The organism is Streptomyces malaysiensis subsp. samsunensis (assembly GCF_024519315.1).
GTDB classification, from domain to species: domain Bacteria; phylum Actinomycetota; class Actinomycetes; order Streptomycetales; family Streptomycetaceae; genus Streptomyces; species Streptomyces malaysiensis.
This window is the reverse complement of sequence record NZ_JANIIC010000051.1, coordinates 65,919-92,009: the sequence shown is the minus strand read 5'-3', so window position 1 is coordinate 92,009 and position 26,091 is coordinate 65,919. Positions and strand designations below refer to the sequence as shown.

Below are 26,091 nucleotides of genomic sequence, written 5' to 3'. Positions count from 1 at the left end.
GCCCCGAGCAAGGGCCTGGGGCGCAGCCCCGAGCAAGGGCCTGGGGCTGCGCCCCAGTTTCGGGAAGGGGCGGGGAGGGGAACAGCCCGCCGCAGGCGTCACGATCCGTCAGACACCCCTGGGCCCGTGGGCGGTCCGCGAGTGGGTCAGGACTCGTGGTGCGGGGCCGCCGCCGCGTCCTCGGCCACCGGCTTGCCGGTCAGCGCCGCCAGGCTGCCGCGCACATGCTCCAGATGTGCCTTGAGCTCCTCACGCCGCTCCACATGCTCGCGCAGCGTCCGCTCCGTCTCCCGCGCCAGCCGCTCCTCCCGGGCCCGCGCCTGGGCGATGATCTCCGCCGCCTGTGCCTGCGCGTCCTCCTGCCGCAGCCGCGCGGCCTGCTCGGCCATCCCGTACTCCCGCTTGGCGTCGGCGAGCGTCGCCTGGGCGTACTCCTCCAGCTGAGCCAGCCGGGCCGTCATCGCGTTGTCCCGCTCGACCAGTTCACGGCCCGCCGCCTCCCACCGCTCGGTGTGCTCCCGCTCCTGCTCGGCCAGGATCTCGGCGGTGCGCTGCCGCATCTCCTTCAGCTCCGCCAGCGCCTGGGTCCGCCACTCCTTGGCGTCCTGGCGCGAGGCGGCCCGCAGCTCGTCCACGTCCACCTGGGCCGACTCCACGGTGGCGCGCGCCGCCGCCTCGGCGACCTCGCGGACCTGCTCGGCCTCGTCCCGGGCGGCGTCCCGCACCGTACGGGCCACGGCCTGCACGGCCTCCCACTCCTCCTGGGCCGACGCCTCGGCCGCCGCCCGCAGACAGACGACCTCCTCCTCGGCCGCCATCAGGATCAGCTGGGCCCGGTCGCCGAGCGACTCATAGGTCTGGGGGACCAGTTGGGCGATCACCTCGCGCAGCCGCTCCGCCTCGGCGGTCAGCTCATTGGCCAGCACGGTGAGGCGCGCGGCGCGCTCCCACGCCGCGTCCCGCGTTTCGGACAGCTCGGCCACATAGTGGTCGACCTGCGCGGGACGGTAGCCACGGCCCCGTCCGCCGACGATGGTGAAGCCATGACGTGACACCGATGCGCCCATCCTTGGAACCCCTTTTGTCCGGTATGCAACGCGCTTCGGCGCACATCTTTATAGATGGCCTCTCATCCCCCATAACGCGACACTCCGCCCATATCTCCGGCCAGGAGGCGCGCCGGTGACAACGCCGGGAGCACCGCCGGTGACAACAACGACGAGGCGCCCGCCCCCGTCACGGGGGTCGGGCGCCTCGATCGCCATTCGTTCGGTTCGTTCGGTTCGTTCGGTGGCGTGCACCGTTCGTCCGGTGGGCGCGCGGTTGAGGACCGCGTTCACGGGCTCACGGGCTCACGGCATGCCCGGCCGGACTCACAACAGCCCGTCCCACATCTGCTCCAGCAGCACCGCCCACCAGTTGTCCGGAGTGGACAGCGCCGCCGGGTCCAGGCCCGCGAGCTGCGCCTGGAAGTCCACCGTCCAACGGCCCGCCTGGTCCGGCGTCAGCCCGTACCGCAGCCGCCACATCCGGCCCAGCAGCGCCATGCAGCGCACGAACTCCGGCAGGCCGGTGTTCACGAACTGCGGCGGTGTCGGCTGGGGCGTCGCCTCCAGCGGCACCGCCACGATGTTCGCCGTGCCGTACTGCACACACAGCTGGCGGCCGAAGTCATTGCCCATGACCAGGTACGAGCCCGCGTCCGGCGCGGACTGCACCCCGCGCTCCGCCGCCAGCTCCGCCAGCGTCGGCACCGGGCGGCCCGCCTGGGCCTGCGCCCAGAAGAACGGACCGAAGTCCAGCGGCAGCCCCGCCCACACCAGCGTCTGCGCCACCACGTCCGGAACGCCCGTCCGCGACACCGCGCGCTGGTCGAAGCGGACGATGCCCTGCGGCCCGAACGCCTGGCCCAGCTCATGCGCAAGACCCTCCGGCGGCACCGGCGGAATCGGCTGTACCTGGCTGGGGTGCGGCAGCGGCACCCGGTTCGGCGCCGGACGCGCCGGGCCGTCCGCCACCTGGTGCAGCTCGCCCTGGTGCTCCAGCAGATGACGCACACCCTGCTGCCGGGTGGCGTGATCGCGCCCGTACGCGGCGGTGTGGCTGATCCGCACCTGCGGCCAGCTCTCCCGGATCATCCGGGCGCAGTAGCCACCGGGCAGATCACACGACTCCAACTCGGTGTGCAGCTCCAGCACCTGCTGCGGCGGCACGTTCATCGCCCGCAGCTCATGCAGGATCTGCCACTCCGGATGCGGGGTCCCGGGCGCCGAACGCCGGATCAGCTGCTGCTCCGAGCCGTCCTGCGCGCGGTAGCGCAGCACCGCCATATAGCCCGGACCCACGGTCGGCTGACCGGGGGGCGGCGGCGGATAGGCATAGCCGGGCGGCGGCGCCATACCCGGCGCGGCCGCACCCGGAGGCGGCGCCATACCCGGAACGGGCGCGCCGCCGGGCGGAGGCATACCGGGGGCGCCCGGCGCCCCGGGTCCGCCCGGGTAGGGCGGCCCGGCCGCGCCCGGCGGGGGCGGTGGCGTATGCGGACCACCCGCACCGGGGACACCGGGTGGGCCGGGCGGCTGCGGGCCGGACGGGGCACCCTGGCCCGGAGCCCCGGGTGAGCCGGGCGGCTGAGAGGCGCCCGGGGGCGGGGTCTGACCACCGGGAGCACCCGGACCACCCGCGAGCATCGTCGCGGCGGCATGCACCCCACCACCGGGCCCACCCGGAACACCAGGCGGAGGCGTCTGCCCACCACCAGGCACACCAGGAGCACCGGGAGGAGGCGGCGTCTGCCCGGCGCCGGGCACTCCGGGAGGACCAGGCGGGCCGGGAGGTCCGGGGGGACCGGGCGGCTGCGGGGCGCCCGGGGGCGGGGTCTGACCACCAGGGGCACCCGGACCACCCGCGAGCATCGTCGCGGCGGCATGCACCCCACCACCGGGCCCACCCGGAACACCAGGCGGAGGCGTCTGCCCACCACCAGGCACACCAGGAGCACCGGGAGGGCCGGGCGGCTGCGGGGCACCGCCAGGGCCACCGGGGCCACCGGGGCCATCAGGACCGTCGGGGCCGAGCTGCGAGACCAGCTGCGTCGGTACGTACCCCCCGGCCGGAGCGCCGGGGGCACCGGGTCCGGACGGCGCGGGCGGAGGCGTCGGGGGCGTGGAATCCGCGCCCGGCCGGGCGCCGGGCGTCCCGGGGGCGCCGGGCGTCCCGGGGGCGCCGGGCGGCGGAGGCGTAGCGCCGCCGTCCGCCTTGTGGGTGGCGGCGTCGGCGATGTCACTCGCGTTGGCGCCCGCGCCCGGACCGGCGGCGGGGCCGCCCTGCGGCGGCGGGAAGTCGAGGCCCGGGGCGATGGCCGTGGGCGGCAGCGAGCTGCCGCCGGACATCAACTCGGTCTTGGCGTCCGGCCGTACGCCCGGCGGCGGGGTGTCCTCGTCGTCGGAGCCCGCGAGCGGCGGGGCGAAGACCGTGGCGGGCGGGGCGACCGAGCGGTCGTCGTCATCGTCGCCCGTGATGTCCGTACCGGCCCATGGCGTACCGCCGCCGGGCGTAGCCGCGTTACCGGCCTGACCGCCCGAGGAGGGCGTACCGGAGCCCGGCGCGGGCGGGGCCCACGGGCTCGGCCCACCGGCCGGCGGCGCGTTGCGCCATCCCTCGCCGCCGGACGGGGCACCCGGTGCGGGCGGGGCGTCCTGCTGCCGGTCGGCCGCGAGCGGGCGTGCGACACCGTCGGACGGCCAGTCGTCCACGGCCCCGCCCCGCCCCTGGGACGGACCCGGAGCGGGAGCACCCGGAGCGGGAGCACCGGGAGCGGGAGCACCGGAGGCGGGCGCGGGTGGAGCGGGCGGCGCGCCCTGCGCCCCGCCGTCCGCCGGCCAGTCGTCCATGCTCTGGGCCCTCTGCCCCGATCCACCGGCCGCCGGCCAGCCGTCCTGGGCAGGCGCGGGAGGTGAAGGAGGCGGAGCGGCGGGTGGCGTGGCGGATGCGGGAGGGCCCGAAACCGGCGCGGAGGCAGCGGCGGCAGCGGCCGCATCGGGCGCGCCGCCACCCGGCTCCGCCCCCGGCCGCTGCTCGGGAAGGTCCAGCCGCCCCTCGGATCTGCTGCTCATCGCGTCCGCCGCCTCCTGGAGCCACTCCGGCGGAGTGAGCAGGAAGGACGTCGCGTTCAAGTCGATGCGCTGCTGGCGGCCGCTGGTGGACTCGTCGCGGGAGCCGTCGGTCGTGCCGTACCGCTCCTCGTAACGGCGGATCACCTCACCCACCGGCAGCCCCGGCCACAGCGTGGTCTCGCCGCTGTCGCGGGCGATCACCATCCGCACGCCCTCGGCGCCGCGGCCCGAGACCGGCCCGTCCGCGCGGTCCTCGGCCCAGACCACGAAGCCCAGGTCGAACTCCCGGACCCGCGCCTCGCGCTGCTGATAGGCGGGTACATCGCCGTTGATCCAGAGTTCCGCGCGCTCCTGCGCCTGTGCGTAGGTCACCATCGCGCTCACCCCTCCACCGGGACGGCGTACGCGAATCCACCGTCCACCATCAGGTTCGCCACGGTCTCCAGCTCCGGCGGATTGCCCGCCAGCCGGAGCAGGAAGGCGTCGAAGTCGTCGCCGCAGGGCAGCATCAGCCGCTCCACGCGCTCCTGGACGGTCCAGCCGTCGCGGTCCCGTGCGTCGTCGTACGCGCAGAACCACACCGAGCCGATCGCGTCACCCTTCACCTTGACCGCGACCACACCGCCCTGGACGAAGCCGACGCCCAGATAGTCCTTGGTGAAGTGGTCCCGCAGACACTTGTTGATATAGACGAGGTCGTTGATCGCCGCCTCGTCGCGCACCGTGAAGAAGGGCTGGTCGATCAGCAGCCCCAGCTCCGGGTCCAGCGCCGCGCCGACCGGTGCGCAGCCGCCCGCCGCCTTGAGGAAGGAGCGGTACGACTCGGGCAGCCGATAGCCGAGGTCCTCCTCGACGCCGAGCACCTGCTCCTCGGTGACCGAAACGCCCTTCAGCGGCAGGCCCACATGGATCGGCCGGGTCTCCTGCAACGGGCGGGTGCCCCGCTTCTCCTGGTCGACCTGCGCCGTCGCGAGCCCGCCGTGGTGCCGGAGCAGGGCCTTGACCTCGACCGGAACCAGCTCCATACGGCGGGTGCCGGCGACGTGGTGCCAGGTCCAGCCGTGCGGGGTGGCCACCGCCGACGATCCGTTCCACAGCTCATGGCCCGTGGCGTGCAGCGCCGCGTTCGCCGAGACGTAGTCCGTCAGCCGCAGTTCGTCGACGCCGAACCCCTCCGGGGGCTCGGCGATTTCGGCGGCCGCGCGCGCATACGGCGAGAAGTCCGGAAAGCCGTCTTCGTCCACGCGGACGCCCTTGGGGTGGCGTGCGGCCCGGACGGGATCCGGGAAGTGCACGACCTGCCCGGCGTAGGCCGTGTTCGGTGGCGCGGCATGCTGCCCGAGCCGACCTGTCGTCATGGCGGTTGCCCCCTGCTGATGCTGGCTACTGGGCACAGCCTATGCGGTGACGCAACAGTCCGAACCGGGCGGCCACCCGCCCCCGCGGCGGTCTCGGCCCCCACCAGGTCGTTCAGGCCCGGACTACCGCAGCGCCCACGGGATTTGGCAATCTGATCATTGCAACCGGGGGATTGCACAGGGAGGGATCCACCACATGCACATCACGCAGAGCAACGGAGGCGGCGACGGCGCCGCCCCCGCGGCCGGCGATCCCCGGCTGAGATGGAGCAGCGTCGACCCCGACGCCGGCCCGCCGCCGATCCGCCACCGCCGCGACGGCATCCTGCCCGCCGTGGCGGCCGCGCTGTCCGCCCGTGGCTCCACGCTGACCTGCACCGGAGGCAAGGGCGACCAGCCGCCGACGCTGCACCCACTGGTCCAGGAATTCCTCGACGCGCTCGCCAGCGGCCAGCGTGAACGATTCACCGGCCGCTGCCCGGAGGCCATCCTGCTCTCCCGCCATCTGTCGAACGTCGAAGCGGGCCGCTCCAAGCGCGCCTCCCGCAAACCGCTCACCCAGGGTGAGGCCCGCCGCTCCCTCAAGCAGTCCAAGCTCACCACCCGCCGGATCCGGGAGGCGGGCGATCCGCAGCACGGCAGCTACGCCCCGCCCTGCCTGTCCTGCGCCGCGCTGCTGGCCCATTTCGGCGTACGGGTGGTGGGTGAGAGCACGTGAACCGAGCACACCAAGCACAACAGACGGCACAGGCTCCGGGCGCGGCGCGGACACAGCCGACACGCCCGGCGCGGAAGCCGATCGACCGCCTGGACGTCACCCGCTTCTCCGTCGCCGTGGACGCCGCCCTGCGCGAGGCCGGCTGGCAGCCCGGCCGCTGGGACATGCGACGCGCCGAGGTCTGGGCCGACGCCCTGCGCGCCCACACCTCCCCGGCGGGCCACCGGCACTCCGTCTTCCCGGCGGCGGTCGAGGCATGGGCGGAGTTCGGCGGACTGCACATCCAGCCGCCCGGCACGGGCCGCGAGATCGCCCCGACCCCCTTCCGCATCGACCCCCTCCACGGCCTCCACCTCGCCCGCACCCTCGGCGACCTGGGCCGGGCCCTGGAGACCGAGGTCTCCCCACTGGGCGAAGAGGCCGACGGGCAGGCCCTGTTGACCATCGACGCGGAGGGCCGGATCTACAGCCTCGACCACACCGGCGACTGGTACCTCGGCCCCACCCTGGACGCCGCCCTCAGCACCCTCGTCACGGGCGCGCTCCCGGCCAGACTGACCCGCGCGTAGCGCGCGTACCGCGCGCGATGAACGCGATGAACGCGATGTACCGGACGGGCGCGCGGGCACTCAGCAGGCCGGCGGAAGTCGGCCGCGGTGCGGAGGCGCTCTGAAGGGGCGCGGGGCTGTGTCGATGCGCGGCTCCGCCGCGGCTGGGTCGATATGCGGCTCCGCCGCGTGGGCGACCAGCCACGACGGCGGCGGCCGATCGACGGCGGCTCGGAGAAGTTCCAGCGAGCTCAGCGCACTTCCGGCGGAGCACTCAGGCGCTCTTCGCCCGCTCCACGCCCCCGCCGCGGCCCTCGGCGGCGGTGCGGTCCGCCGACTCATCCGCACGGTCCGCGCGCTCTGTGTGATCCGTCTCATCCGTACGGACCGTGTGATTCGCGCCATCCGTACGGCGCGTCCGGTCGGCGCGATCGGTGCGATCGGTGCGATCGGTGCGATCGGTGTCATCCGTACGCTCGATGCGATCCGTACGGTCCGTGCGGTCCGGGATGACCGCCGACACCCGGAAGCCACCCGCCTCCGTGGCCCCCGACACAAAGCCCCCGCCGAGCGTCGAGACCCGCTCCCGCATCCCGACCAGACCGTTCCCCCCGCTGGGCAGCCCCGCGTCCGCCGCGCCGCGCTCCGAGGGCCCGTTCTCCACCTGGACCGCGATCTCGGCCGTACGGTGCGCCACCCGGACCCGGGCGCTCGCGCCCGGGGCGTGCTTGTGGACGTTGGTCAGCGCCTCCTGGACCACGCGGTAGGCCGTCTGCTCCACCGGGGCCGCGTACCGCCGCTCCTCGCCCTCGACCGAGAGCTCCACGGCCATCCCGGCCGCCCGGGACTGCCCGACCAGCGCCTCCAGCTCCGCCAGCCGCGGCCCCGCGATCACCTCCGCGCCCCGCCCGGCGACCCCAGCCGCCTCGGCCGCGGCAGAAGCGGCGGCCGCGACCGCCGCCAGCGGCTTCTCCTCGGCGGAGGAACCAGCGGCGGAGGTCCCGGCGGCATCGGCGGCGGAATCCCCGCCGGCGGGTACGGAAGCGGCGGCGGCCGAGGCGGCACCCGGGGCCCGCAGACCGTCCTCGGACCGCAGCACCCCCAGCATCTGCCGCAGCTCCGTGAGCGCCTGCCGTCCCATGTCGCCCACCAGCGCCGCGTTCTTCGACGCCTTCTCCGGGTCCTTGAGGGCCACCGCTTGCAGCGCCGCCGCGTGCACCACCATCAGGCTCACCCGGTGCGCCACCACGTCGTGCATCTCGCGCGCGATCCGGGTCCGCTCTTCGTTACGGGCCCATTCGGCCCGCTCCTCCGCCCGATCCGCCAGCAGCGAGAGCTCACGCTCCAGACCGTCCGCCCGCTCCCGCAGGCTCTCCACCAGCCGCCGCCGGGCCCGGACGTACAGCCCCAGCAGCACGGGCGGAGCGGTCAGCCCCAAGGTGAGCACCGTGGCGAACATCGGGGCCTCCCATACGGAGGTCCCGAAGCCGCTTTGCGGATTGTCCCGCCGGAGGCCGATCACCGTGACGAGGAAGCTCCCCACCGCCGCCATTCCGGCCAGCACCGCCGTGATCCGGCGCGGCACCTCGGACGAGGCCAGGGTGTAGAGCCCCACGACGCCGAGCAGCAGACCCATTTCGGCGGGCGTGACCGCGATCGATATCAGCATCACGGCGATCGCCCAGCGCCGCCGCAGCACCAGCGTGGACCCGACGAGCGCGCCGAGCAGCACACCGGCGACGACCGGAATCCGGGCATCGTGGGCGAACCCGACGCCCTCCGCCGCGCACTCGGCCGCCGACGCCACGGCGAGCAGGACATCCAGTCCCATGCTTCGCCGTCGCGCCCACCACAACGGTCCCGCGGGCGCGCCCCGCGCGCCCGTCGCGTCTTCCCCCGTCGAAGTCATAGCGACCAGCCTACGGCCGCGCGCCAGCGCTTTTCCCGGGGACACGGCGGCGCACAAGGGACTCGAACGCGAGGTAAAACCGCTCATTCGGCTCGAACACCCCAATCGCCCATATTTTCGACCCGGTGTGTCCGTATAGCGAACGACCGCGCGACCCCGGGCGAGCGGACCACCGACGCCACCCCGTCGCCCACACCCCCCAACCGGGCTGGCCTATACCGTCGCATTGAAGCCCGGCGGTACGGCATAGTGGTGGAGGCCAAGTCGGCAGACTGATCCACTGTCCGAATTGATCCCTCTTGCCATCCCCCGTGGTGTAATTGGCAACACGACCGGTTTTGGTCCGGTTGTTCCAGGTTCGAGTCCTGGCGGGGGAGCCTTATATTCCGCCTTCCCGGGCCTGACCGCCCGGCTCGGGACCCTCCTTCCTTTCCGCCCGGAAACCTCTCGGTATCCTGCGGGTGTCCACCCCCGAAGCCGAAGGGCACACCCGTGAGCGCCAACCGCCCGGCAGCCGTCGTCGTCCTCGCAGCGGGTGAGGGCACCCGCATGAAATCGACGACCCCGAAGGTTCTGCACGCCCTCTGCGGCCGCTCCCTCGTCGGGCATGTCGTCGCCGCCTCCCGTGAGCTCTCGCCCGAGCAGCTCGTGGTCGTGGTCGGCCACGCCCGGGAGCAGGTCTCCGCGCATCTGGCCGAGATCGACGCCGAGGTGCGCACCGCCGTCCAGCACGAGCAGAACGGCACCGGGCACGCCGTCCGGATGGGGCTGGAGGAGCTGTCCGACAGCGGGGTCGCCCTCGACGGCACCGTGATCGTCGTCTGTGGCGACACCCCGCTGCTGACCGGCGAGACGCTCCAGCGGCTCGCCGCGGCCCACGCGGACGACGGGAACGCCGTGACCGTGCTCAGCGCCGAGGTCCCCGACGCCACCGGCTACGGCCGGATCGTGCGGGACGACGCGACCGGCGCCGTCACCGCGATCGTGGAGCACAAGGACGCGACCGCCACGCAGCGCGCGATCCGCGAGATCAACTCCGGGGTCTTCGCCTTCGACGCCCAGCTGCTCACCGACGCCCTCGGCAAGGTGCGCACCGACAACAGCCAGGGCGAGGAGTACCTCACCGATGTGCTCGGCATTCTGCGCGAGGCCGGGCACCGGGTGGGCGCGTGTGTGGCGGCCGACCACCGCGAGATCGTCGGGATCAACAACCGCGTCCAGCTGGCCGAGGCCAACAGGCTGCTGAACGACCGGCTGCTGGAGCGGGCGATGCTGAGCGGGGTCACCGTCGTCGACCCCGCCACCACCTGGGTCGATGTGACCGTCACCTTCGAACCGGACTCGCTGGTCCACCCCGGCACCCAGCTGCTGGGCGCCACCCATCTGGCCGCGCGTGCCGAGGTCGGGCCGAACTCCCGGCTCACCGACACCGCCGTCGGCCAGGGCGCGGTCGTCGCGTTCACCGTCGCGGAGGGCGCGGAGATCGGCGCGGGGGCCAGCGTGGGGCCGTACGCATATCTGCGCCCCGGGTCCCGGCTGGGCGCCAAGGCCAAGGCGGGTACGTACGTGGAGATGAAGAACGCCACGATCGGCGAGGGCACCAAGGTGCCGCATCTGTCCTATGTGGGCGACGCGACGATCGGCGAGCACACCAACATCGGTGCCGCGAGCGTCTTCGTGAACTACGACGGGGTGAACAAGCACCACACCACCATCGGCAGCCACTGCCGGACCGGAGCCGACAACATGCTTGTGGCTCCCGTCACGATCGGGGACGGCGCATACACCGCCGCCGGATCGGTCATCACCAAGGATGTGCCCCCGGGCTCGCTCGCCGTCGCACGCGGACAGCAGCGGAACATCGAGGGCTGGGTCGCCCGTAAGCGCCCCGGAAGCGCCGCGGCGCGAGCCGCCGAGGCCGCTCGCCGGGAGGACGAGGGCCAACAGTGACATGTGCACAGGTCTGCCGTGCGGGGCGTACGGTGAGAAGTGCACCAAAGTGACATCCAAGGAGACTTGTTGTGACCGGGATCAAGACGACCGGCGAGAAGAAGCTGATGCTCTTCTCCGGCCGCGCCCACCCCGAGCTGGCCGAGGAGGTCGCCCATGAGCTGGGCGTCAGCTTGGTCCCGACCAAGGCATTCGACTTCGCCAACGGCGAGATCTACGTCCGCTTCCAGGAGTCCGCACGCGGTGCCGACTGCTTTCTGATCCAGAGCCACACGGCTCCGATCAATAAGTGGATCATGGAGCAGCTCATCATGCTCGATGCGCTGAAGCGGGCCTCCGCGCGCTCGATCACGGTGATCGTTCCGTTCTACGGCTATGCCCGCCAGGACAAGAAGCACCGCGGCCGCGAGCCCATCTCGGCCCGGCTGATCGCCGATATGTTCCGGACGGCGGGTGCCGACCGGATCCTCACGGTCGATCTCCACACCGACCAGATCCAGGGCTTCTTCGACGGTCCGGTGGACCATCTCTTCGCGCTGCCGGTGCTCGCCGACTACGTGGGCGCCAAGGTCGACAGGTCCAAGCTCACCGTGGTCTCGCCGGACGCCGGCCGGGTGCGGGTCGCGGACCGCTGGTGCGACCGGCTGGGCGCGCCGCTGGCGATCGTGCACAAGCGGCGGGACCCGGACGTGGCCAACCAGGTCACGGTGCACGAGGTGGTCGGCGATGTGCGCGGCCGGGTGTGTGTGCTGGTCGACGACATGATCGACACCGGTGGCACCATCTGCGCCGCGGCGGACGCGCTCTTCGCGAACGGCGCGGAGGACGTGATCGTCACCGCCACGCACGGTGTGCTGTCGGGTCCGGCGGCCGACCGGCTGAAGAACTCCAAGGTCAGCGAGTTCGTCTTCACCAACACCCTGCCGACGCCGAACGAGGTGGAGCTGGACAAGGTGACGGTGCTGTCGATGGCGCCCACGATCGCCCGCGCGGTCCAGGAGGTCTTCGAGGACGGCTCGGTGACCAGCCTGTTCGAGGAGCAGGCGTGAGCGGCTTAACGTCCCCAGGCCCGATCCGGAGGCCACTCCCGTGAGGGGGTGGCCTCTGCCGTTGGTAGAATCGTGGAGTTGCTCGGCGAGGGAGGTCGCGTTTTACCGCGGCTGTCCGTTATCGACGCGCTCTTCGTAGCAGGTCTGTCGTGGGCCGGGTGACGCCCACACACCGTAAACGATCTACGAGGAGTGCCCCATGGCCGAGGTCAAGATCTCCGCTAAGCCCCGTACCGAGTTCGGCAAGGGCGCGGCCCGCCGTGCCCGTGCCGCCGAGCGCGTTCCCGGCGTGGTCTACGGCCACGGCGTCGAGCCGCTGCATGTCACGCTTCCGGCGCACGACCTGCTGATGGCGCTGAAGACCCCGAACGTGCTGATCCGTCTGGGCGTCGAGGGCGGCAAGGACGAGCTGGTCATCCCGAAGGCCGTGCAGCGCCACCCCATCAAGATCGGCGTTCTGGAGCACATCGACCTGCTGCTGGTCAGGAGTGGCGAGAAGGTCACCGTCGAGATCCCGATCTTCACCGAGGGCGACCTGGCCCCGGGCGGCAACCTGCTCGAGCACGTGCTGAACGCCCTGCCGGTCGAGGCCGAGGCCACCCACATCCCGGAGTCGGTCACCGTCTCTGTCGAGGGCCTCCAGGCCGGTGCCACCATCCACGCCAAGGACATCACCCTCCCGACCGGCACCACGCTGGCCGTCGAGGACGACGCCGCGGTACTCCAGGTGGTGGCCGCCCAGGCCGAGGCTCCGGCCGGGGAGGGCGCCGAGGGCGAGGCCGAGGGCGCCGAGGCGTAGTCTTCCGCTGCCCCCTTACCGCTTTCCCGGCCGTCGTCCCGCCCCCGTCTCCGTCGCCGCCGTCTTCCGTACGGCGGCGCCTGCCAGGGGGTGGGGCGGCGGCCGTCCTCGAGGAGAGACATCCAGATGACGGACGACACGAGCCCCTGGCTTGTGGTGGGCCTCGGCAACCCCGGAGGCGAGTACGCGGGCAACCGCCACAACGTCGGCTTCATGGTGGCCGATCTGCTGGCCGAGCGCATGGGTGCCCGTTTCAAGGCGCACAAGTCGCGGGCCCAGGTCGTCGAGGGCCGGGTCGGCCCGCCCGGGCCGGCGAGCCGCCGGGTCGTGATCGCCAAGCCGATGTCCTTCATGAACCTCTCGGGCGGCCCGGTCACCGCGCTGCGCGACTTCTACAAGGTGCCGGTCGGTCATGTCGTGGCCGTCCACGACGAATTGGACATCGACTACGGTGCGCTGCGGCTGAAGCTGGGCGGGGGTGACAATGGCCACAACGGGCTGAAGTCGATCACCAAATCGCTGGGTACGGACTACTTCCGGGTGCGCTTCGGAATCGGCCGTCCACCCGGCCGGATGGATGTCGCGGCGTTCGTGCTGAAGGACTTCTCCGCCGCGGAGCGCAGGGAGTTGGACTATTTCGTGGACCGTGCGGCGGACGCGGTGGAGACGCTCATCGCGGACGGGCTGGAGCGCGCGCAGGGTACGTACAACTCCTGAAAAATGTTGTTCGCCCGTTTGTTCGGCGGAAGGTTGACCGGCGGCCCGGGGATGGCGAGGATCGCCGCCATGGCTTTCACCGGTGTGACCAAGCGCAGCCGTGGCCGGCGGGCGGGCGAGAACGCGTACGGACTTCTGCTGATCGCTAAGAACGTGACGATGGTGCTCGTCGCGGCGCTGATCCTGGCCGCCGGGGTGTGGTCCTCCTGGGGCGACGCCAAGCCCACGATGCTCACCAAGGGGCTCGAGCGCGGCACCGTCGCGGTCTCCGACTGCGACGACGAATGGTGCACCGGCTCCTTCACCCCGGCCGACGGGGGCGGCAAGGCACATGGCCGGGTGCGGATCGACAAGGCGGTCACGGACGGGACGGGCGACCATGTGGCGGTGGCCCTCAAACCCGGCACCGACCACGCCGTCCGCACCGGCATCGCCGGCACCCTCCACGCCTGGGTCCCCTTCGGCGGCTCCCTCCTCCTCACCTCCCTGATCGTCGCCGGCGGCCTCCGCCTGCGCCGCACGGGCTGGGTCATGGGCCTGCTGGGCGTGGCGCTACTGGGCGCGTCCTTCGCCACGCTTACGCTGTAGCGCTGCCCCGCCCCCTCGTCGTCGTGAGCTCACCCTCCATCCCGGGACCACCCACCGTGGTATGAACCGGCCCGGTGGCGCGGGCAGCTCGGCACCGCCGGACTCCGCCGTGGGAGTCCTCGCCGTCGCGGCGGAGAAGGGCTCGCCATCGCAGCGGAGAAGGGAAACCACCCCACCGTCGTGCGACCGGCCCCGTGGCGCGGACCGCTCGGCACCGCCGGACTCCAGCATTGAGGTCCTCACCGTCGCGGCGGAGAAAGGAGCCATCCCACCGTGGCGTGACCAGCCCCGTGGCGCGGACCGCTGGGCACCGCCGAACACCAGCACCGGGGTCCTCGCCATCGCGGCGGGGAAGAGAAACCACCCCGCCGTCGTGCCACGGGGCCCGTGGCGCAGGCCGCTCGGCACCGCCGGAGACCACCGTGGGGGTCCTCACCGCCGCGGCGGAAAAGAAGTCACCCCGCCATCGTGCGACCGGTCGCGTGGTCCAGGTCGCTCGGGATCGCCGGACACCGCCCTAGGGGCCCTAGGGGTCCTCGACGTCGCGGCGGAGAAGAGGTGCCTGCGCGGCGGACCGGGCGGGCATCGTCGAGCGGCGATCGTGGGCCGCGAGGCCGGGGTCTCCAGTGGGCCGCCCAGCCGCAGGACGGTTTGGCCGACCGCCCACCGGCGAGCGATGGCTGCGGGCCGCGAAGTGGGGCGGGGAGCCGACCGGCCGCTGCCGGGGCGACCTGCGCGGCCGTGGGACAGCGGCGGAGCCTGCTGCCTGGCGGGGGGCCGGGGGCGCCAGCCCCCGGGGCCTTCATCTTCTATGAGCACCGGGCGGGGCCCGCTCCCCCTGGGGAGCGGGCCCCGCCCGGTATCCGGGCCACCCCTTTGTTCAGCCCGTGTTGCGGAGGCCCGCCGCGACGCCGTTGACCGTGAGGAGGAGCGCGCGGCCGAGCAGCGGGTCGGGCTCCTCGCCCCGTTCGCGCGCGGTGCGCTGGCGGTGCAGCAGGGTGACCTGGAGGTACGAGATCGGGTCGAGGTAGGCGTCCCGGACGTGGAAGGTCTGCTTCAGCACCGGGTTGGAGTCGAGGAGCTCCCGCTCACCGGTGATGCGCAGCACTTCCCGCACCGTCAGCTCGTGCTCCTCCTGGATCACCTCGAAGACGTGCTTCAGCTCATCGGGGACCAGCGTGTCCACGTAGTGCTGGGCGATCCGCAGGTCGGTCTTGGCCAGCGTCATCCCGACGTTGGAGAGGAAGTTGCGGAAGAAGTGCCAGTGCTGGTGCATTTCGTCCAGGACGCCGTCGAGCCCGGCCTCGCGGGCGGCCTTGAGGCCGGAGCCGACGCCGAACCAGCCGGGGACGATCTGCCGGGACTGGGTCCAGCCGAACACCCACGGGATGGCCCGCAGCCCGTCGAGGCCGGCGCCGGAGTCGGGGCGGCGGGAGGGCCGGGAGCCCAGGTGGAGCTCGGCGAGCTGGTCGACCGGGGTGGAGGCGAAGAAGTACGCGGGCAGGTCGGGGTCGTCCACGAGCGCGCGGTAGGCGCCGTGGGCGGCCTCGGAGACCGTCTCCATGGCCGCGTCCCAGCGGGCGAGCGCCTCGACGGACTGGCGGGGCGCGGTGTGCAGGGCGGACGCCTGGAGCGTGGCGGCGACCGTGAGCTCCAGGTTCTCGCGGGCGAGCGAGGGCACGAGGTACTTGTCGGAGATGACCTCGCCCTGTTCGGTGACCTTGATCTCGCCTTCGAGGGTGCCCCACGGCTGGGCGAGGATCGCGTCGTGGGTGGGGCCGCCGCCGCGGCCGACGGTGCCGCCGCGGCCGTGGAAGAGCCGCAGCCGTACGCCGTGCCGGTGGGCGACGTCGCGCAGCAGCCGCTGGGCGCGGTGGATCTCCCACTGGGAGGTGGTGATACCGCCGAACTTGGACGAGTCGGAGTAGCCGAGCATGACCTCCTGGACATCGCCGCGGAGGGCGACGAGCCGCCGGTAGGAGGGGTCGGCGAGCATCTCGTCGAGGAGCTTGTCAGCGATCTTGAGCTCTTCGGTGGTCTCCAGCAGCGGAACGATGCCGATCTTGGCCCAGCCCGCGTGGAGGTCGATGAGCCCCGCCTCGCGGGCGAGGACGGCGGCGGCGAAGACGTCGTCGGAGCCCTGGCACATGGAGATGATGTAGGACTCCACGATCTCGGGGCCGAAGCGCTCGAAGGATTCGCGGATGGTGTGGAAGACGCCGAGAGTCTTGGCACCTGCGGCGTCGAGGGGCGCCGGGGTGGGGGCGAGCGGGCGCCGGGAGCGCAGCTCCTTGGCGAGCAGCTTGCGGCGGTAGTCGCGCGGCATGTCGGCGTAGCGCCAGGATTCCTCGCCGAGCCGGTCGAAGAGCTGGCCGAGGGCGTGGTGGTGGGCGTCGGCGTGTTCGCGAACGTCCATCGTGGCGAGCTGGAGGCCGAAGGCCGCGAGGGTGCGGATGGAGCGTTCGAGCCGGCCGCCGGCGATGAGCTGACCGCGGTGGGCGCGCAGGGAGTCCTGGATGAGGTGGAGGTCGGCGAGGAGTTCGCCGGAGCCGAGGTAGTCGCGGCCGGGCTGGTGCGGGGTGTCACCGGCGAGCCGCTCGCGGGTGTTGACGAGCTTCTGCCGCATGCAGGTGGCCTTGAGCCGGTAGGGCTCCTCGGCGTTGAGCCGCTTGTAGCGCGGGCTGATCTCCGGCAGCTGTTCGAGGTCGCGCTGGAGGGAGGCGAGGAGCTCCTCGGAGGCGCCGGTGTTGCGGATGGAGCTGGAGAGCGCGGCGCGCAGATCGTCGATGATCTCCAGCGCGTCGGTGATGCCGTGCTCATGCTGGAGGATCAGCACGTCGCGGGTCACCTCGGGGGTGACATTGGGGTTGCCGTCGCGGTCGCCGCCGATCCAGGTGCCGAAGGTGAGGGGGCGGGTGGTGGCGGGCAGCTCGACGCCGACGCGCTCGAGCTCGGCGCTGAGGTCCTCCAGCACGTCGCCGACCGCGCCCGCGTGCAGCTCGTCCAGGTAGTAGATGGCGTTGCGGGCCTCGTCTGCGGGTTCGGGGCGGGCGACCCGCAGCTCGTCCGTCTGCCAGAGCAGGTCGATGTTCTCGGCGAGCCGCAGATCGGCGCGGCGGGCGTCGCCGCTGACGGCGAGGGTGTCGAGCAGTTCGGCGATGCGGCGCAGCTTGGTGAGGACCGTGCGGCGGGCGGCCTCGGTGGGGTGGGCGGTGAAGACGGGACGTACGCCCAGGTTGGCGACGGTCTGCCGGAGGTGCTCGGGATCGGCGTCCTTGAGCTGGTCGGCGGTGCGGGCGAGGATGCCGCCCTCGGCGGCGCGGCGGGCGCGCAGCTCGCGGCCGCGGTGCACCTGTTCGGTGACGTTCGCCAGGTGGAAGTAGGTGGAGAAGGCGCGGACCAGCTTGGCGGCGGTCTGGAGGTCGGTGGAGCCGAGCAGTTCGGCGGCGGCCTCGCCGTCACTGCGGGTGAGGGCACGGACGCGCTCGACCAGTTCGAGGAGGCCGGGCCCCTCCTGGCGGACGAGGGTCTCGCCGAGCAGGTCACCCAAACGGCGGATATCGGCACGCAGGGCGGCATTGGTGTGGTCGGCACTGCTCACAGGTGCGGGCTCCTTGCAGTGAACGGAGTTCGAAGCGCGGCATCAGGGCTTGCGCGGCGGGCGCCGCGGGCTGCTGACCCGGTGCTTTCGGCCATGTGCGGACCGCGCTGTCCGACGCCCCCAGGATAGGCGGCACACCCCTGGGAGAAACCAGAGCCCTATTGCCCCGCTTCCCGGCCCTGCCATACTTACGACGCCGTAGGTTACGGATCCGTAGCCATGCCCCGAGCCCCACGAGGGATCCCATGACTGCAAGCCCCGACGTGGTCAACGACACGCCGAAGGCCCCGGAGGCCCCGCTTCCCTCCGCCACGCTCGGCGGGGACAACAAGCGCTCCATCGAACAGATCACTCTGCTCCTGTTCATCACCGTCCCCTTCGTCGCGCTGGTCGCGGCGATTCCCCTGGCCTGGGGCTGGGGGGTCAGCTGGCTGGATCTGGCGCTGCTGGCGTCGATGTACTTCATCGGCTGCCACGGCATCACGATCGGCTTCCACCGCTACTTCACCCATGGCTCGTTCAAGGCCAAGCGGCCGCTGCGGATCGCGCTGGCGATCGCCGGGTCGCTGGCCGTGGAGGGACCGCTGGTCCGCTGGGTGGCCGATCACCGCAAGCACCACAAGTTCTCCGACGCGGAGGGCGACCCGCACTCCCCGTGGCGCTACGGCGAGACCGTTCCGGCCCTGCTGAAGGGGTTGTGGTGGGCGCATATCGCCTGGATGTTCGATGAGGAGCAGACCCCGCAGTACAAGTACGCACCGGATCTGATCAAGGACGGTGCCGTCCGGGCGATCTCCCGGCAGTTCGTGGTGTGGACCGTGGTCTCGCTGATGCTGCCCCCGCTGATCGGCGGACTGGCCACCTGGTCCTGGCAGGGCGCGTTGACCGCCTTTTTCTGGGGGTCCCTGGTCCGAGTGGCTCTGCTGCACCATGTGACCTGGTCGATCAACTCGATCTGCCATGCGGTGGGCAAGCGCCCGTTCAAGTCGCGGGACCGCTCCGGCAATGTGTGGTGGCTGGCGGTGCTCTCGTGCGGCGAGTCCTGGCACAACCTGCACCACGCGGACCCGACCTGCGCCCGGCACGGTGTGATGAAGGGGCAGCTGGACTCCAGCGCCCGGATCATCCGCTGGTTCGAGAAGGCGGGCTGGGCGTATGACGTCCGGTGGCCCAGCCAGGCCCGTATCGACGCCCGCCGTCAGGGGGAGACCGCCGGAGCGGCATGATGGAGAGCGTGGCGACCGACAGTGATACCAGCGGTGAAAACGACCGGCCGGGCCGGGCCGGCCGGTCCTCCGGAACCGGGACCCGGCGGCCCCGCCGGGTCCGGATGACCGGCAAGGAGCGCCGGGAGCAGCTGCTGGACATCGGTCGCACGCTCTTCGCCGAGCGTGGCTTCGAAGGCACCTCGGTGGAGGAGATCGCGGCGAAGGCCGGGGTCTCCAAGCCGGTGGTGTACGAGCACTTCGGCGGCAAGGAGGGGCTGTACGCGGTCGTCGTGGACCGCGAGATGCGGCGGATGCTGGACATGGTCACCACATCGCTGACCGCGGGCCATCCGCGGGAGCTGTGCGAACAGGCCACGTTCGCCCTTCTGGACTACATCGAGGAGTACACGGACGGCTTCCGGATCCTGGTCCGCGACTCCCCCGTCGCCCAGTCGACGGGCACCTTCGCCTCGCTGATCAGCGATATCGCCACCCAGGTGGAGGACATCCTGGGCCTGGAGTTCAAGGCCCGCGGCTTCGACCCCAAACTGGCCCCGCTCTACGCGCAGGCGCTCGTGGGCATGGTGGCGCTGACGGGCCAGTGGTGGCTGGACGTCCGCAAACCGAAGAAGGCCGAGGTCGCCGCCCACCTGGTCAACCTGGCCTGGCACGGCCTGGACGGGCTGGAACCGAAACCGCGCCTGATAGGCCACCGCAAGAGCTGACGACGGGGGTCCGCTCCGCTAGGACCTGACGATGGCCTCCCCGATGACGAGCCCCTTCGCGGGGCCGTCGGGAACGACGGCGTCGGTGCCGTAGGGCACGCGGTGCTCATCGGCGTAGACGGCCTTGTCGGGGTCGGGTGTCGTGAGGATGACGACCGTCCCGTCGCCGTCGAAGTCGTCGATCAGGACGTAGAGCGGGATGCCCGCGCGGGCATAGGCACGACGCTTGCGCTTTCTGTCGCGTGCCTGGGCTTCGCGTCCAGGCGAGACCACCTCGAAGACGGCCCGGACACCGCTCGCGTCCACTCCGAGGTCTTCTTCGTCGGGGATCTCGTCAAGATCTTCGGGGGCGATGAAGAGGTCGGGGATCCACACCTTGCGACGGTAGATGAGATTGCCGTCCTGGTAGGCGGCATGGTCACCATCCGCGAGATGAGCCTCCAGGGCCCGGCGGAGGCGGTTGATGATCACGGTATGACGGCGACGGCCGGTGGGCGACACCTCGATGAACTCCTCGACGATCTCGGCCCGGTAGCCCTCGGGGAGTTCCATGGCCTTCCACGCCTGCCACAGCACCTCGTCCAGGTCCCGGACCTCGGGCTCGGCGGCCGGGGACAAGCCGTCGTCCACGGTGGGGCACTGCTCGTGTGCGAGAGCGGTCATCGTGAAGCACCTCCTCCATCAGTCTGGGCGCCGACGCCACTACGGCACAAGCGACACCGTGACGCTATGCGTCCATAAAGGCCCATCACGGCAAACTGAGAATCAATCATCTGATCGGGTGATATCACCCGATCGGATCCAGGAGGTCAGGCCGTGTGGGCCACGACGAAGATCCGGCGGAAGGGGAAGGCCGTGCCGTGCGGGCCGGTGGGGTAGGCGTCGCGGAGGAGGGCGGCGTAGGTGGTGAGGAAGCGGTCGCGGGCGGGCGGGTCGTCGGCGAGGGCGGTCAGGACCGGGCGCAGGGCGGTGCCCTTGACCCAGTCGAGGACCGGGTCGGGGCCGGTCAGGACCTGCACATAGGTGGTCTCCCAGGCGTCGACCTCGCAGCCGAGGGCGGCCAGGCGCTCCAGGTACTCGGTGGGCTCCAGGACGGAGGCCGGGTCGCGGAGGTGGTCGGCGAGGCGGTCGCGCCACTCGGGGGCGTTGCACAGGTCGCGCAGCAGGGTGTGGCTGGGGGCGGTGAAGTTGCCGGGGACCTGGAAGGCGAGGGTGCCGCCGGGGCGCAGTCCGGTCAGCCAGGTCCGGAAGGAGTCGGCGTGGCCGGGGGCCCACTGGAGGGCGGCGTTGGAGACGATCAGGTCGTAGGGCTCGTCGGGCGCCCAGCTGCGCACATCGGCGCGGCGGAGGTCGAGGCGGCCGCCGCCGGTGGTGGGGCCCGCGAGGGGCTGGGCCTCGGCGAGCATCTCGGCGGAGTTGTCCAGGCCGGTGACATGGGCGTCGGGCCAGCGGTCGAAGAGCAGCACGGTGACATTGCCGGGGCCGCAGCCCAGGTCGGCGATGCGGGGCGGGCGGCCGGGGTCGGTGGGCAGCTCGGGGACGCGAGCCAGCAGGTCCAGGAAGGGCCGGGTGCGGTGGCCGGCATGGCGCAGATACTGCCGGGGATCCCAGTTGGGCGCGGTGGTCATGGTCTTCCCCCTGTGGGTACGGTCGGTATGGGACGCCGTGGCCGCCGTGTCTCGGCCCCGCGCCTTACCGTGGTCCACGGTATCTCTTGATGTCAAGAGACTTCATGTCGACAGACCCACTACACTGATCGCCATGGAGGACGAGGTCGATCGGCTGGTCGCGGCGTGGCGGCGGGAACGCCCCGACCTCGATGTGGAACCGCTCGAAGTGCTCAGCCGGGTCAGCCGGCTCGCCCGCCATCTCGACCGGGCACGGCGGATCGCCTTCGCCGAGCACAATCTGGAGCCCTGGGAGTTCGACGTCCTGACCTCGCTGCGCCGGGCCGGGTCCCCGTATCAGCTCTCCCCCGGGCAGCTGCTGACCCAGACCCTGGTCACCTCGGGCACCATGACCAACCGCATCGACCGGCTCGCCAAGAAGGGGCTGGTCGAGCGGGGGCCCGACCCGAGCGACCGGCGCGGTGTGCTGGTCCGGCTGACCGCCGAAGGACGTGACCGCGCCGATCAGGCTCTGGCCGGGCTGCTGGACCATGAGCACGCCATCCTGGCCGAGCTCTCCCAGGCCCAGCGCGCCGAACTGGCCGCGCTGCTACGCCAGTTGACCGCCCCGTTCGACAATCTCCCCGGCTAGGTCGACGGGGCCCACGCCCGCGCGCCGGGCCAGCGCCACGGCCGCCAGTGTGGAGTGCACACCCAGCTTGCCCAGCACATTCTGCATATGGGTGCGGACGGTGTGCGGGGAGAGGAAGAGCCGCTCGGCGACGGCCTTACGGCCGAGCCCGGCCACCATGCAGCGCAGCACCTCCCGCTCACGCGGTGTCAGCGACTCGACCAGCCGCTCGCTTTCTGTGCGGTGCTTACGGGCGGCCGTCAACTCCCGCAGAACGCCGGTGAGCAGGGCGGGCGGCAGATGTGTCTCGTCCCGCAGCACCCCCCGGATGACCGCGAGCAGCCGGACCAGTGAGCAGTCCTTGGCGACCCAGCCGGACGCCCCGGCCTGGAGCGCCGCCGCCGCGCGGCGCGGATCGTCGCGCTCGGCCAGCACCACGGTGCGCACCCCCGGCTGTGCGGAGCGGACCGCGCCGACGAGCGATATGCCGTCGGCCGCCCGGCCGTTCACCGCCCGGGCGGGGCCGCCGTGCGGCCCGCCATGGGCCCCGCCGTACGGCCCGCCATGCGGCCCGCCGTGGATGCCGGTGTGCGGTGTGCCGTTGGCCCCGCCGTAGGCCGGCTCGGCCGACGCGGGGAACGGTGGCCCCGCGCCATCGGCGGCCGTGCCCAGATCGGCGTCGACCAGCAGAATGTCGAAGCGGCGCCCCTCGGCCGCCGCGCGCTCCAGACAGCGCAGCGCCGCCGGGCCGCTTCCGGCCGCCGCCACGTCCACGTCCTGCTCCGCCGCGAGGGCGGCCGCCAAGGACTCGGCGAAAATACGATGGTCGTCGACCACGAGAACCCGAATACGTGCCACGAACAACCCCCCACGTCGCCGGATGAAGATCCCGGATACACCGAGAAACAGTGCGGGTACGGCGCCCGGCGCAAGGTCACCACAACCCGCACGGCCGCCGCCGTGCTCTGATTGCTACCCCGCCCCGGGCGTCGTACCTGACTGTCTCGCCCCCTGATAAGCGTCGGCCCCCACCGACACTGTACTCAGAGTAAGGCCGTGGTCTCATATCGGAAGCGGATTAGCGAAACTGACCGCTCTCGGCTGTTCACTGTGCGTTTCTTGTTCGCTCTTGAGGAGTCGGTGATCTACGAGCGATGGAAATCCACCGAGGAGCGATCAAGGGGGATGGTGCGACGGCCCGGCTCCCCGGCTTCAGTCGTCGCACCCGCCCGTCACAGCCCTCGCGCCCCCGAGCTGGGCACCGCCGGGAAGATCCGCGGAGCCCGGTGGCCGGCCACGCCGAACGCCTCGGTCACCGCCTTGCTCACCGCCTCCGCGTCCCCCTCCGCCACCAGCACGATGGCCGAGCCACCGAAGCCGCCGCCGGTCATCCGCGCCCCGAGCGCACCCGCCGCGTTCGCCGTCTCCACGACGAGGTCGAGCTCGGCGCAGGAGATCTCGAAGTCGTCGCGGCAGGAGGCGTGCCCGGCGGTCAGCACCGGTCCGATGGACCGGGTGTCCCCCGCGTCCAGCCGCTCGATGACCTCCTCCACCCTGCGGTCCTCGGTGACCACATGGCGCACCCGGCGCCGGGTGACCGCGTCGCAGCCCAGCCGCTCCAGCTCGGCGAGCGCCGCCTCCAGCCCGTCGAAGGGCACATCGCGCAGCGCCCGCACCCCGAGCGCCCGCGCGGCCGCCTCGCAGGCGGCCCGCCGGTTCGCATAGGCGCCGTCGCCCAGTTCGTGCTTGACGCGGGTGTCCACGACCAGCAGCCGCAGCCCCTCCGCCGCCAGGTCGAACGGCACCTGACGCTGGGTGAGATCACGGGCGTCGAGGAAGAGGGCGTGCCCCTCGGTGCAGCACGCCGACGCCATCTGGTCCATGATCCCGCAGGGCACGCCCACGAACGCGTTCTCCGCGCGCTGGCACAGCTGGGCGATGCGCGGCGGGGTGAGCCCCAGTCCGTACAGGTCGTTCAGCGCGGTGGCCGTGACGACCTCCAGCGCGGCGGACGACGAAAGGCCGGCGCCGGTGGGCACGGTGGACTCGAAGTGCAGCTCGGCACCGCCGGCCGCGCCCGTCAGCAGCCCCGCCTCGCGCAGCGCCCAGACCACTCCGGCCGGATAGGCCGCCCAGCCGCCGTGGTCGCCGCCGCCGGTGCCGTCCGCGACCGGCGTCAGCTCCTCGACCCGCAGCTCGACGACCCCGCCCGGGACGTCGCCCGAGTGCAGCCGCAGCACCCCGTCGGTACGCGGGGAGGCGGCGGCCAGGCAGGTGTGGGGCAGGGCGAGCGGCATCACGAAGCCGTCGTTGTAGTCGGTGTGCTCGCCGATCAGATTGACCCGGCCCGGCGCCGCCCAGACGCCGCCGGGCTCGGTGCCGTAGACCTCGCGGAACCCCGCCGTGACCCGCCCGGGGCCGTGCTCGTCCGTCACTGACTCTCCCTCCGCTGCGCGAACTCCCATGCGTCCGCGACGATTCCGGCCAGGTCGGCGCGGGTCGGGCGCCAGCCCAGGCGCTCCTTGGCGCGCTCGGCGGAGGCCACCAGGACCGCCGGGTCGCCGCCGCGGCGCGGGGCGGCGATCTCCGGGATGGGGTGGCCGGTGACCTGGCGCACCGTCTCGATGACCTCGCGGACGGAGAAGCCGTTGCCGTTGCCGAGGTTGCAGATGAGGTGCTCGCCGGAGGAGGCCGCGCCGAGGGCGAGCAGGTGGGCGTCGGCGAGGTCGGCGACGTGGATGTAGTCGCGGACGCAGGTGCCGTCGGGGGTGGCGTAGTCGTCGCCGAAGACGGAGATGGCCTCGCGCCGGCCCTGGGCGACCTGGAGCACCAGGGGGATGAGATGGGACTCGGGGTCATGGCGCTCGCCGTAGGCCCCGTAGGCGCCCGCGACGTTGAAGTAGCGCAGGGAGACCGCGGCCAGACCGTGGGCGGCGCATTCGCCGCTGATCATGTGGTCGACGGCCAGCTTGCTGGCCCCGTAGGGATTGGTGGGCGCGGTCGGGAGGTCCTCGGTGATCAGGACCTGGTCGGGTTCGCCGTAGGTGGCGGCGGTGGAGGAGAAGACGAGGGTGCGCACCCCGGCGTCGCGCATCGCGGCGAGCAGATCGGTGGTGCCGCCCACATTGTTGACCCAGTACTTCTCGGGGTTGACGACGGACTCGCCGACCTGGGAGAACGCCGCGAAGTGCAGGACGCCGTCGTAGGAGTGGTCGAGCCACTTGGCGGCGTCCTGGATGCGGCCCTCGATGAACTCCGCGCCCTCGGGGACCCCGGCGCGGTGGCCGGTGGACAGGTCGTCGAGCACCGTCACCCGGTGCCCGGCTTCGAGCAGATGCGCCGCGACCACGCTGCCGACATAGCCGGCACCGCCGGTGACCAGGTACTTCTTCTGCTGCGCATTGCTCACTTGCTCGCTACCTCTCGCAGTCGTTCGGCCGCGGCCTCCGGCGGCACATCGTTGATGAACACATTCATGCCGGATTCGGAACCCGCGAGAAACTTCAGCTTGCCGGAAGTGCGGCGGATGGTGAAAAGCTCGAGGTGAAGTGCGAATTCACCGCGGTCGGTCAGGTGGTACGGCGCCTGGTGCCAGGCGGAGATGTAGGGCGTGGGCGGCTCACCTTCACCGAAAATCCGGTCGAAGCGCTTCAAGAGTTCCAGATACATCTGTGGAAACTCTGTGCGCGCGGCCTCGTCGAGCGCGGGCAGGTCCGGGACCCGGCGCTTCGGGTAGAGGTGCACCTCATAGGGCCAGTGGGCGGCGTACGGGACGAACGCGACCCAGTGCTCACCGTCGAGCACCACCCGGCGCCCGTCGGCCAGCTCATCGGCGACCACATCATCGAACAGATTCCGACCGGTGGCCTCACGGTGCTCGCCGAGCGAGCGGAGCATCAGCTGTGTGCGAGGGGTCACAAAGGGATAGCCGTAGATCTGGCCGTGCGGATGGCCGAGGGTGACGCCGATCTCCTCACCGCGGTTCTCGAAGCAGAAGACCTGCTCCACGGCGGGGTGGTGGGCCAGCTCGGCGGTGCGGTCGGTCCAGGCGTCGAGCACCAGCGCGGCCTGTTCGGCGTCGAGGTCGGCGAAGGAGGCGTCGTGGTCGGAGGTGAAGCACACGACCTCGCACCGGCCCGAGTCACCGGCCAGTGACGGGAAGCGGTTCTCGAAGACCACGACGTCGTAGTCGGCGGCGGGGATCTCGCTGTGCCGGCCCTCACGGGAGGGGCACAGCGGGCATTCGTCGGCCGGCGGGTGGTAGGTGCGCGCCTGGCGGTGGGAGGCGATCGCCACCCGGTCGCCGAGCAGGCGGTCGTGCCGGATCTCCGAGCGGGTCGCGATGGGGTCGAGCGGCCGCTGGTCGACGGCGTCGCGCACCGCGTCGTCGCGCGCGTCGTAATAGATCAGCTCGCGTCCGTCCGCGAGCCGCGTCGCCGTCTTCTTCACTCCGCCAGCTCCTGTCAGATGCACCCAACACAACTCAACATAATGAACCACAAGCCAACAGCGTCGTCAATGCGCGGGGAGGGTGCTCGGACAAACCACAAGAATTCGGATACGTTCAC

21 protein-coding genes and 1 tRNA gene are annotated in these 26,091 nt (G+C 72.0%); 11 read left to right on the top strand and 11 right to left on the bottom strand.

Annotation, left to right across the window (positions count from 1 at the left end):
• Positions 1 to 146: 146 nt before the first annotated feature.
• The 3 genes from NQU54_RS34610 to NQU54_RS34600 all read right to left on the bottom strand — a co-directional run bounded on the left by NQU54_RS34610 (position 147) and on the right by NQU54_RS34600 (position 5,473).
• On the bottom strand, positions 147 to 1,067 hold the full coding sequence (locus NQU54_RS34610) for a coiled-coil domain-containing protein (RefSeq protein WP_257634485.1): 921 nt from the start codon (positions 1,065 to 1,067) through the stop codon (positions 147 to 149).
• 306 nt (positions 1,068 to 1,373) lie between these two features.
• Complete coding sequence (locus tag NQU54_RS34605) at positions 1,374 to 4,490, bottom strand: SUKH-4 family immunity protein (protein ID WP_257634484.1); 3,117 nt, start codon at positions 4,488 to 4,490, stop codon at positions 1,374 to 1,376.
• A 5-nt stretch (positions 4,491 to 4,495) separates the two neighbouring features.
• The gene (locus NQU54_RS34600) at positions 4,496 to 5,473 is read right to left on the bottom strand and encodes an SMI1/KNR4 family protein (protein ID WP_069864712.1); all 978 of its coding nucleotides are present in this window, start codon (positions 5,471 to 5,473) and stop codon (positions 4,496 to 4,498) included.
• 196 nt (positions 5,474 to 5,669) lie between these two features.
• Here NQU54_RS34600 and NQU54_RS34595 point away from each other — a divergent pair, with 196 nt between their 5' ends.
• Together NQU54_RS34595 and NQU54_RS34590 are read left to right on the top strand one after the other, a co-directional pair.
• Positions 5,670 to 6,191, top strand: coding sequence for a YwqJ-related putative deaminase (locus tag NQU54_RS34595; protein WP_257634483.1), 522 nt, complete (start codon positions 5,670 to 5,672; stop codon positions 6,189 to 6,191).
• Positions 6,192 to 6,271: 80 nt separating this feature from the next.
• On the top strand, positions 6,272 to 6,760 hold the full coding sequence (locus NQU54_RS34590) for an SUKH-3 domain-containing protein (RefSeq protein WP_069865559.1): 489 nt from the start codon (positions 6,272 to 6,274) through the stop codon (positions 6,758 to 6,760).
• Positions 6,761 to 7,013: 253 nt separating this feature from the next.
• Here the strand turns inward: NQU54_RS34590 and NQU54_RS34585 are convergent, their stop codons facing one another.
• Entirely contained in the window at positions 7,014 to 8,648 is a 1,635-nt protein-coding gene (locus tag NQU54_RS34585) for a histidine kinase (protein WP_257634482.1), read from the bottom strand.
• A gap of 305 nt (positions 8,649 to 8,953) precedes the next feature.
• On the opposite strand from NQU54_RS34585, the gene NQU54_RS34580 reads away from it, so the two are divergent.
• The 6 genes from NQU54_RS34580 (at position 8,954) to NQU54_RS34555 (ending at position 13,751) form a co-directional block, all read left to right on the top strand.
• Positions 8,954 to 9,025, top strand: a tRNA-Gln gene (locus tag NQU54_RS34580).
• Between the two features lie 115 nt (positions 9,026 to 9,140).
• Positions 9,141 to 10,598 (top strand): bifunctional UDP-N-acetylglucosamine diphosphorylase/glucosamine-1-phosphate N-acetyltransferase GlmU, encoded by a 1,458-nt coding sequence (glmU, locus tag NQU54_RS34575; protein ID WP_257634481.1) that lies wholly within the window; start codon positions 9,141 to 9,143, stop codon positions 10,596 to 10,598.
• A gap of 71 nt (positions 10,599 to 10,669) precedes the next feature.
• Positions 10,670 to 11,647, top strand: a complete 978-nt coding sequence (locus NQU54_RS34570) for a ribose-phosphate diphosphokinase (protein WP_069864721.1) — start codon at positions 10,670 to 10,672, stop codon at positions 11,645 to 11,647.
• Between the two features lie 199 nt (positions 11,648 to 11,846).
• Positions 11,847 to 12,446 (top strand): 50S ribosomal protein L25/general stress protein Ctc, encoded by a 600-nt coding sequence (locus NQU54_RS34565; protein ID WP_257634480.1) that lies wholly within the window; start codon positions 11,847 to 11,849, stop codon positions 12,444 to 12,446.
• A gap of 126 nt (positions 12,447 to 12,572) precedes the next feature.
• Positions 12,573 to 13,163 carry an aminoacyl-tRNA hydrolase gene (gene pth, locus NQU54_RS34560; RefSeq protein WP_257634479.1) on the top strand — a complete coding sequence of 197 codons (591 nt, stop codon included), beginning with the start codon at positions 12,573 to 12,575 and terminating at the stop codon, positions 13,161 to 13,163.
• 69 nt (positions 13,164 to 13,232) lie between these two features.
• A complete protein-coding gene (locus tag NQU54_RS34555; protein WP_257634478.1) occupies positions 13,233 to 13,751 on the top strand; it encodes a hypothetical protein in 519 nt (172 codons plus the stop codon).
• 880 nt (positions 13,752 to 14,631) lie between these two features.
• Here NQU54_RS34555 and ppc read toward each other — a convergent pair.
• The gene (ppc, locus tag NQU54_RS34550; RefSeq protein ID WP_079258733.1) at positions 14,632 to 17,352 is read right to left on the bottom strand and encodes a phosphoenolpyruvate carboxylase; all 2,721 of its coding nucleotides are present in this window, start codon (positions 17,350 to 17,352) and stop codon (positions 14,632 to 14,634) included.
• 245 nt (positions 17,353 to 17,597) lie between these two features.
• On the opposite strand from ppc, the gene NQU54_RS34545 reads away from it, so the two are divergent.
• Both NQU54_RS34545 and NQU54_RS34540 read left to right on the top strand, forming a co-directional pair.
• Positions 17,598 to 18,578 (top strand): acyl-CoA desaturase, encoded by a 981-nt coding sequence (locus NQU54_RS34545; protein WP_257634477.1) that lies wholly within the window; start codon positions 17,598 to 17,600, stop codon positions 18,576 to 18,578.
• Positions 18,575 to 19,285 (top strand): TetR/AcrR family transcriptional regulator, encoded by a 711-nt coding sequence (locus tag NQU54_RS34540; RefSeq protein ID WP_257634476.1) that lies wholly within the window; start codon positions 18,575 to 18,577, stop codon positions 19,283 to 19,285. Before NQU54_RS34545 ends, NQU54_RS34540 begins: the two co-directional genes overlap by 4 nt.
• A gap of 18 nt (positions 19,286 to 19,303) precedes the next feature.
• On the opposite strand, the gene NQU54_RS34535 is transcribed toward NQU54_RS34540, so the two are convergent.
• Positions 19,304 to 19,948 (bottom strand): Uma2 family endonuclease, encoded by a 645-nt coding sequence (locus NQU54_RS34535; protein ID WP_257634475.1) that lies wholly within the window; start codon positions 19,946 to 19,948, stop codon positions 19,304 to 19,306.
• Positions 19,949 to 20,094: 146 nt separating this feature from the next.
• Positions 20,095 to 20,913, bottom strand: coding sequence for a trans-aconitate 2-methyltransferase (locus tag NQU54_RS34530; protein WP_257634474.1), 819 nt, complete (start codon positions 20,911 to 20,913; stop codon positions 20,095 to 20,097).
• Positions 20,914 to 21,046: 133 nt separating this feature from the next.
• On the opposite strand from NQU54_RS34530, the gene NQU54_RS34525 reads away from it, so the two are divergent.
• Complete coding sequence (locus NQU54_RS34525) at positions 21,047 to 21,544, top strand: MarR family winged helix-turn-helix transcriptional regulator (protein ID WP_069864737.1); 498 nt, start codon at positions 21,047 to 21,049, stop codon at positions 21,542 to 21,544.
• Here NQU54_RS34525 and NQU54_RS34520 read toward each other — a convergent pair.
• The 4 genes from NQU54_RS34520 to galT form a co-directional block, all read right to left on the bottom strand.
• Complete coding sequence (locus NQU54_RS34520) at positions 21,503 to 22,381, bottom strand: LuxR C-terminal-related transcriptional regulator (protein ID WP_372506137.1); 879 nt, start codon at positions 22,379 to 22,381, stop codon at positions 21,503 to 21,505. The two genes, NQU54_RS34525 and NQU54_RS34520, sit on opposite strands and share 42 nt — an antisense overlap.
• 374 nt (positions 22,382 to 22,755) lie before the next feature.
• A complete protein-coding gene (gene galK, locus NQU54_RS34515; RefSeq protein ID WP_206333161.1) occupies positions 22,756 to 23,958 on the bottom strand; it encodes a galactokinase in 1,203 nt (400 codons plus the stop codon).
• A complete protein-coding gene (gene galE, locus NQU54_RS34510; protein WP_257634473.1) occupies positions 23,955 to 24,932 on the bottom strand; it encodes a UDP-glucose 4-epimerase GalE in 978 nt (325 codons plus the stop codon). The genes galK and galE overlap by 4 nt, the downstream gene beginning before the upstream one ends.
• Entirely contained in the window at positions 24,929 to 25,972 is a 1,044-nt protein-coding gene (gene galT / locus NQU54_RS34505; RefSeq protein ID WP_257634472.1) for a galactose-1-phosphate uridylyltransferase, read from the bottom strand. The genes galE and galT overlap by 4 nt, the downstream gene beginning before the upstream one ends.
• Positions 25,973 to 26,091 lie beyond the last annotated feature (119 nt).

Excerpts from the sequence above, each read along its gene's own strand:
- NQU54_RS34565 (WP_257634480.1), top strand. The coding sequence starts at position 11,847 with ATGGCCGAGGTCAAGATCTCCGCTAAGCCCCGTACCGAGTTCGGCAAG.
- NQU54_RS34525 (WP_069864737.1), top strand. The coding sequence starts at position 21,047 with ATGGAGGACGAGGTCGATCGGCTGGTCGCGGCGTGGCGGCGGGAACGC.
- NQU54_RS34585 (WP_257634482.1), bottom strand. The coding sequence starts at position 8,648 with ATGACTTCGACGGGGGAAGACGCGACGGGCGCGCGGGGCGCGCCCGCG.
- pth (WP_257634479.1), top strand. The coding sequence starts at position 12,573 with ATGACGGACGACACGAGCCCCTGGCTTGTGGTGGGCCTCGGCAACCCC.
- NQU54_RS34540 (WP_257634476.1), top strand. The coding sequence starts at position 18,575 with ATGATGGAGAGCGTGGCGACCGACAGTGATACCAGCGGTGAAAACGAC.
- NQU54_RS34605 (WP_257634484.1), bottom strand. The coding sequence starts at position 4,490 with ATGGTGACCTACGCACAGGCGCAGGAGCGCGCGGAACTCTGGATCAAC.
- NQU54_RS34555 (WP_257634478.1), top strand. The coding sequence starts at position 13,233 with ATGGCTTTCACCGGTGTGACCAAGCGCAGCCGTGGCCGGCGGGCGGGC.
- NQU54_RS34610 (WP_257634485.1), bottom strand. The coding sequence starts at position 1,067 with ATGGGCGCATCGGTGTCACGTCATGGCTTCACCATCGTCGGCGGACGG.
- NQU54_RS34535 (WP_257634475.1), bottom strand. The coding sequence starts at position 19,948 with ATGACCGCTCTCGCACACGAGCAGTGCCCCACCGTGGACGACGGCTTG.
- NQU54_RS34545 (WP_257634477.1), top strand. The coding sequence starts at position 17,598 with ATGACTGCAAGCCCCGACGTGGTCAACGACACGCCGAAGGCCCCGGAG.
- NQU54_RS34600 (WP_069864712.1), bottom strand. The coding sequence starts at position 5,473 with ATGACGACAGGTCGGCTCGGGCAGCATGCCGCGCCACCGAACACGGCC.
- NQU54_RS34530 (WP_257634474.1), bottom strand. The coding sequence starts at position 20,913 with ATGACCACCGCGCCCAACTGGGATCCCCGGCAGTATCTGCGCCATGCC.
- NQU54_RS34595 (WP_257634483.1), top strand. The coding sequence starts at position 5,670 with ATGCACATCACGCAGAGCAACGGAGGCGGCGACGGCGCCGCCCCCGCG.